The organism is Loktanella sp. DJP18, from assembly GCF_049310965.1.
Classification (GTDB): Bacteria; Pseudomonadota; Alphaproteobacteria; order Rhodobacterales; family Rhodobacteraceae; genus Loktanella.
Genome location: NZ_JBMERN010000176.1, coordinates 1 through 5,836, shown reverse-complemented (window position 1 = coordinate 5,836; position 5,836 = coordinate 1). Strand labels below are relative to the sequence as shown.

The window sequence follows — 5,836 nt, the reverse complement described above, 5'->3', positions numbered from 1 at the left end:
GCCGGTCACTTGGGTCCAACCGTTATGAGGCATGTTCCACGGTCATCGCGATCGGACGCGAGGAACTGCCGGTCTCTGTGCTGGAAGACCATGGGCGCGCCTTGTGGGGCGACCGGCCAGACGCTGATCTGACGTTTTTAACGCCGGGCGCGGATGGATCTTGCCAGATGGTCGACATAGAGATGGGCTATGATATGAGCAATGGCGAGGCTTGGGCCGTTCAGGTGCCCTGCCACCCCGATCCTCTGATCCGCAGGGTCCAGCGTCAAACGCGGGAGTTGGCGACGCGGCAACTCGTGGAGCGCCTGCGGCTCGCGCGGGCCACCGTGCCAAAGCGCGTTATCTTGGGATGCAACATCCCTATTCCTGGCCTGCCCGTCGATGAGCTTGTCGCTTGGGAGGCCTTCAAACCCTCCCGCCTTGCTGCCGCTGTTATTGAGGGACTTACCGCGCAAGGCGGTGTTCGCGCGTCCGCGTCGGGCTTGGCTGCAGATGCGCCACGCGTCTTTCAAAGCGTCGATGCGGCAAAGGCTTATCTTAAGCGAAACAAGATCCGCATGGCAGATTGGCAGGCAAGCATTCCTGCGTGGCTCGCGCCCTATGTGTACCAAATCGAACTACGCCAGGCGCGCCTCCATGCCCGCACGGTGCAGGCTATCGTGCTTGCATTATGCGATGACAAGCCAGTGCAGGCGGCAGAGCGCCTTTGGGGACCTTTGACAAAGTGTCGCGTGCTGAGCGGCGAAGCCCAAAGGCTGTGTGCTTAGGCTTGCGGGTTAGGCGTTCCGCTCGCCAGCCGTCATGTGCGCACAGAGCAGGCAGTGGTGGAGGAAGTTGGCTCGTGCTGGCCGCGACGCAGAAGCCTTTAGAAATCAGGATGTGAGTGTATTTGCAGCCGTCCGGGGTGGCACCTGCAGATACAATCTCTCCTGATACAAAACAGGGAAGGGCAGGGCCGATAAACCTCAAAAAAGGATAAGCCCTCATGACCCCCAAACTTGCTCAGGCATTCAAAACCTTTGCCGAAACCACGACAAATTATTTCGAATTCATACTGTCCGGCTATGTCGATGAACCGCTCTGGGGCGAGCCCCTACGGGTCTGGCTGGGTGAGTGCGCTCGCTCACCTGAGGCGGCGTTACGCCCGGACGTGGCAGAGGCAGCCCTGCGCAACCTCATTGCACTCCACCTCAGCCGTTACGCGTTTTCCATGGCACCGGATGGCATGACTATTATCGATCGCGGCGGCGCACTCAGCGCAATCCAGGCGCAGGACGGGTTTTTAACGCTGGCAGCGCGTCATGATCCAGGCCTCGCCGCGCATTTAGCAAAATTAGGGCAGCTGCATACGGAGGACACCTTGCGCAAAATGACATCGCTTATCGCCAAGCCGCGGTTTTGATAGGTCGGTCGGCCCATACACGGGCCGGCCATACTAGTGTTCGACACCTGACATAAGATGCCCATTGAGGCATTGTATCGGACATGGGTCCAATACCCCCGAGCGAAACGGTCAGATGACAGCTAGGAGCCCGAAGCGGAAATCTCAAAACTGCGCAGCATGCGCGCGCCGCACGGATTGTGCTGCATCTGCGAAAAATCGAATGTCATGAAGCTGGTTAAAGACCTGACGTTTACCTTAGTCGGTTTACCGGCCAGCTTTGAGGGATTGTACGAAACCCACTATGTTGAGCAGTACGGCTGCCCCTATAGAGAAGCCGCTGCGATAAGGTCTCGCGTAACCCGGTCGTCAGGCCACCAAGCCAAACGGAATGCTCCGCACGGCATAAAGGCCATCGCGGGCGGCGCGCAGGGTCAGACAGCCCCGTGCCGGTGGTCCATTCAGGGCTGTGTCGGATGCAGAGCCTGAGCCGAACAGAGCGGCCAGATGCGCCTTTTCTACGCCGGTCAGCCCTTGCACCGCAATCGGCCCCAACAGCAAAGATTCAGACGCGCAGCCGTTGGCAAAGACAACTTCGTGACGTGCGCAGGCGAAATGGATCCACGTAATGTTGCGTTTACCCTGCATGAACCGAATGCCGGGCAGGCCAGTCAGCGCCTTGGCGGGAACAAAAACCTCCGTGTCAAAGGCACCGCTCAGCTGGCCTTGGCCGCCCACCAGCAAGCGGTGCTGAGGCGACACAATCAGATCGCGCTCCGGACGACCGGGGCCAAATGCCCCGGCTTTGATCAGTACAGGTTTGGCATCCACCTCGGCAGCCTCAAGCGGTTGTTGATTAGTGCGGGTCCAAAAGATTTCCTGCGGGCCATTGTCCAGCGTCATCACATGGTCGCCGGGCTGCAGGCATTCGGCCTTTTTGTAGCCGGTTGGCGTGAGGATATCAGTGCCCTCACCGTAACAGATGAAAACCTCTGTCGGCGTAGTATCCACGTTGGTCAATGGAACAGCACCATTGCCGATCTGATTCATCAACGCCATCGTGCCCGAGCCATCGGTGACAAAGAAGAACCGCTCGTAACTTCCTTTGATGACCACCGAAATCACGGTGACCTGACTACCTTCCAGAGCGTTGGGCACTTTGCCATTGCCAAGGGGCAAGTCGCCGGTTTGCTCCACTATGAAATTATAAGAGGTGCCGTTGATCGTCACGGTGGTGTCAGGGTCAACGCCGCCGCCATTTGCCTCCAGAACAAGGTCACCTGTGGGTCCGCTAACGAACGTAATTAGCGTAGTCGCCTGCTGTGTCTGTGGGTCGACATTCAGGGCAGCGTTGTTTGCAGACGCACCATCACCGCGCGCATAGAAGCTTAATGTCGTCATGATGAATGCCTATTCTGGATCTTTGCTCTTCCTGGACAAAGGCGTAACGCGGAATTTTTTGGTTAACAGGGCGTTAACCAGACTGTTTCATGTGACTTTGGTGGCTTGATTGTGTTCCCGCTTGAAACAATGCCCTGTTCTTAGCGCATCGTTGCAGTCTGTCTGAACTGCTCCGGAGCTTGCCGGACCGTTAACGACTGGTCTGGTAACTATCGCAGCATCGCGAAACAACCAACGCTGCGAGAGCGAGGGCTTTCAGCATAAGCTTGAGCCGCGCCTGCACAAGTCGGGTTTGTCCGCATAGCTGCCCCAAACCTTCGTCCGACCAACCGAGGGCACACCAAAGGCAGACTGGGAATCTTGTGTCAGGTGGCGAACACTAGTTATATTACGGCCGGTTTGCTTGATCTGAAGCGCCGTGTCAGCTCGGTTAATAACGGTCAAATCTGTACCCCTGAACATGGCGCTAAACTGGTTCTTCAAAGGGCGCTTGGGTGGGGTCGCTATTGCTCGGAAGCACCCAAATCTAGCAGGTTTAACAAAAGTGTTTGTATTGTTAAGGCACTGATAAATAAGCAGGATATAAAAAAGTTCCTGAATTCGTTTTGAAAAAATATCAACGACCAGACGTCTTTCATACATTAACATGAAAGATGAAAAATGTCGAAAACCACTCACACCGCTGCCCGCGCTGCAGAAATGTATTACACTCAATCTCAGACAGTATCGCGGTGCCTGGCGCATTTGCGCGAAAGCCTGCCGCTAGACGGCATTAATCTGTTCCTCGAGCCTTCCGCTGGTGCCGGCGCATTCCTCGAACAGATGCCATCCCCGAAGCTCGGCATCGACACACAGCCAATGTCTGCGGGGATCGAAACGGCTGACTATCTGGCGTGGTGGCCGGATGCCGCGGCAGGGGCAATTGCTGTTGTGGGTAATCCACCCTTTGGCAGTAACGGTGCCGGGGCAGTCAAATTTTTTAATCACTCGGCGGGCTTTGCAGACGTTATCGCGATGATTATGCCGGCATCATTCTCCAAGGATTCAATGCAAAACCGGTTGAGCATGGACTTTGTGCTAGTGAGCGAGTTGCCCCTCCAGAACGAGCCATTTTTGGTCGAGGGAAAGCCGCACTGCGTGAATGCGGTTTTTCAAATCTGGCGGCGCAGCGCGACCCCGCGGGTTATTGTAAAGCGCGCGACGAAACATGACGATTTCGTCTTCGTCGCAACGAAAGAAGAGGCCGATTTTGCCATGCGGCGTGTTGGCGGACGTGCTGGCGCGGTCATTGATATTCTTCCCGGCACAAGTGGCCAAAAGGGGCTTTCGTCCGAGTCGAACCTGTTTATCAAAGCTGTGGATTGCGATCCTGCCACGCTTGAATCCCGGTTTAGGGCCTTGAAGATTGCGGAGGTCAGAACACTGAGTGCCGCGCACCCATCGATTTCCAAGTCAGACATTATCCAGCTCTATACCGCACAGGTCTCCGCCTCGACTGTGACCCACTCTGCACGTCTGGTTCACCGCGACGATGCCCCGAACAACTTCACGCTTTCGCAGCGCGGCGCGGCGGATCGCTTGCATACGGCACTCTCGCGAGACCCTCAGCCTGTCAACAGCGAGGGGCCGATTATGCAACCACACAGCGACGACGCTGCCAGCGTGCTCGATATTGAGGCTAAGCAAGGAGCAGCGCAAAGTAATGGGTTCGTCGGTCCCGACACGCCGAATACCGTTTTGGAAAAAGCAGGAATTAAGCTTCCCGCAGGTCATGCGATAGGTCAGCCATCGGCGAACGATCCGACATCGCACGACACGGGCTTCCGGTCTGCCGTGCGCACCTACAAAAGACGCGCTTTAAAGTTGCTGCACATTGCACCTTCGGTGGTTGCAGTCACTGCCCTGCTGTCGAGCTTCGGCGCGTGACGGCAATCTGGCAGTGCCATACCGTGTTTATGGTGCTGCCAGATTACAATCATGCAAGGCCGCTGATGCATATCCGGATTTAGCTCAACACTTTCTCGCTGATGACGTTGGTGCATGGACTGCACTGGACGGGTGCGGCTGGTCGCCGTCCGGTCCCCCGAAACTGTCGACTGAACAGTCCTGCGGCAGTGAATAATTTGCGCTGCTCTAAGAAGAAAAAACCGAGCAGACCAAAGGAAGCAAATGCTGCAGCTTCCTACAATCAAAACTTAATCAGATCATTTGGGTGAGAATCATTCGGCCCTGCACGTCATTTTGCGGACGCGCAGGTCAAAAGATTCCCACTCCGAATTAGGGGGTGCCAGTGCGCCGAAACCTCAAAAAGGATAGCTAAAACATGCTCGACGCAACGACATCATCTCTTGATTCCGACATTGCCACTGGCTGGCACGATCACATCGCATATGGCGACGTGGTTTATTTTCGAATTCCAGAGGTTAAGGGGGCGGATCACGCGGTCGCAAGCCCTTACCTTGTCCTCGATACTCTCGGAGACCCACGCTACGCTGTTCTGGCGCCGGCGTTTCCGTCGCGCCGCCCCTCGATCAGCCCACGCATTGTGAGCGTGGGGCGCCGTGCGGAATTGCACGCCGCCGGACTGCACCGTCCGACCGAGTTCCGGGTTGATCAACGTATCCTCGTGCCTGTTACGCATCACGGGTTCGTGCCGTCGGCACTTACCGGTTCGCCGGTGATCGGACGGGTCATCGGAGCAGGCATGGAGCGGCTGAACGTCGCGCGGGGACGTCTACATGCACTGTTCGATATGCGTGATATGCAGAGACATGACGGCACCCCCAGCTCACAGCGTCGTGGACCGCATGCGTTGGCGCGGTCCGCTGGCGGCGATGGGCATCACCCACGCCGGGGTGCCGCGACAACCACCCCTCAGGCGGACTCAGGCCACCAATAAACTGCCATGATAGACTGCACGGCTTCAAGGTCCCGGAACAATTCTGTTTCGGGCCTGTCACCGCCGGACCAAAGCTGCACCAGTCACCGGAGAGAAATTGCGCCACATTGCTGGATATGGCCGGAGTAAAATTGCGCCAGCTTGTTGGGTTTAAG

At 56.8% G+C, this 5,836-nt stretch carries 5 protein-coding genes; 4 read left to right on the top strand and 1 reads right to left on the bottom strand.

Features of this window, described 5'->3' with window-relative positions; translation table 11 throughout:
• The coding region (locus ACOI1H_RS23020; protein ID WP_422440476.1) for a hypothetical protein at positions 1 to 767 on the top strand (767 nt) is incomplete at its 5' end.
• A gap of 218 nt (positions 768 to 985) precedes the next feature.
• Positions 986 to 1,402, top strand: a complete 417-nt coding sequence (locus ACOI1H_RS23015) for a hypothetical protein (RefSeq protein WP_422440474.1) — start codon at positions 986 to 988, stop codon at positions 1,400 to 1,402.
• 348 nt (positions 1,403 to 1,750) lie between these two features.
• Here the strand turns inward: ACOI1H_RS23015 and ACOI1H_RS23010 are convergent, their stop codons facing one another.
• A complete protein-coding gene (locus ACOI1H_RS23010) occupies positions 1,751 to 2,782 on the bottom strand; it encodes a Hint domain-containing protein (protein ID WP_422440473.1) in 1,032 nt (343 codons plus the stop codon).
• A gap of 660 nt (positions 2,783 to 3,442) precedes the next feature.
• Between ACOI1H_RS23010 and ACOI1H_RS23005 the strand changes: the two genes are divergently transcribed.
• Both ACOI1H_RS23005 and ACOI1H_RS23000 read left to right on the top strand, forming a co-directional pair.
• Positions 3,443 to 4,708: a hypothetical protein gene (locus ACOI1H_RS23005; protein ID WP_422440472.1), complete on the top strand. Its 1,266-nt coding sequence runs from the start codon at positions 3,443 to 3,445 to the stop codon at positions 4,706 to 4,708.
• Between the two features lie 397 nt (positions 4,709 to 5,105).
• Entirely contained in the window at positions 5,106 to 5,681 is a 576-nt protein-coding gene (locus tag ACOI1H_RS23000) for a hypothetical protein (RefSeq protein ID WP_422440470.1), read from the top strand.
• Positions 5,682 to 5,836 lie beyond the last annotated feature (155 nt).

What these genes read in the sequence shown, in the direction of transcription:
- ACOI1H_RS23015 (WP_422440474.1), top strand. Translation starts at nt 986, where the DNA reads ATGACCCCCAAACTTGCTCAGGCATTCAAAACCTTTGCCGAAACCACG.
- ACOI1H_RS23010 (WP_422440473.1), bottom strand. Translation starts at nt 2,782, where the DNA reads ATGACGACATTAAGCTTCTATGCGCGCGGTGATGGTGCGTCTGCAAAC.
- ACOI1H_RS23005 (WP_422440472.1), top strand. Translation starts at nt 3,443, where the DNA reads ATGTCGAAAACCACTCACACCGCTGCCCGCGCTGCAGAAATGTATTAC.
- ACOI1H_RS23000 (WP_422440470.1), top strand. Translation starts at nt 5,106, where the DNA reads ATGCTCGACGCAACGACATCATCTCTTGATTCCGACATTGCCACTGGC.